Annotated in this window: 1 protein-coding gene; it reads right to left on the bottom strand. The window is 65.0% G+C overall.

Features of this window, described 5'->3' with window-relative positions:
• On the bottom strand, window positions 1-249 hold a 249-nt coding region (locus tag I6F37_RS43210; protein ID WP_225154864.1), incomplete at its 3' end, for a cation:dicarboxylase symporter family transporter.
• Between the last annotated feature and the right edge of the window lie 151 nt (window positions 250-400).

Below are 400 nucleotides of genomic sequence, written 5' to 3'. Positions count from 1 at the left end.
GATCAGAGCCCGGGTCGCGAGCCGGCTTGCCCGCGCCGCCTCGGCCGCCCCGGCGATGCCGGTGATGATCAGCGACACGACCAGCGGCACGATCGTCATCTGCAGCGCGTTCAGCCAGAGTCCCCCGACGGGTTCGGCGATATTGGCGGCGCTTTCGGTCCACGGCGCGCCCGTTGTCATGGCGGCGATGCCTATCGCGAGACCGAGGATGAGGGCGAGCAGGATCCGCGTCGGCTGGGAGAGTTTCAAAGGCGTCGCCCTTCACGAAATATAGGACTATCTGGCCTATCTTGATGGCCGCCGGTAGGACGGCAAGGGAAAAGTCAGGGTTCGGGCAAAGATGACGCGGAAATTCTTCGGCACGGACGGGATCAGGGGGCGGACCAACGAAGCTCCGATG

It is taken from the genome of Bradyrhizobium sp. NBAIM08, assembly GCF_020193935.1.
Taxonomy (GTDB): domain Bacteria; phylum Pseudomonadota; class Alphaproteobacteria; order Rhizobiales; family Xanthobacteraceae; genus Bradyrhizobium; species Bradyrhizobium yuanmingense.
The sequence above is the reverse complement of the archived record's forward strand: the minus strand, read 5'-3'. Positions and strand labels throughout refer to the sequence as shown.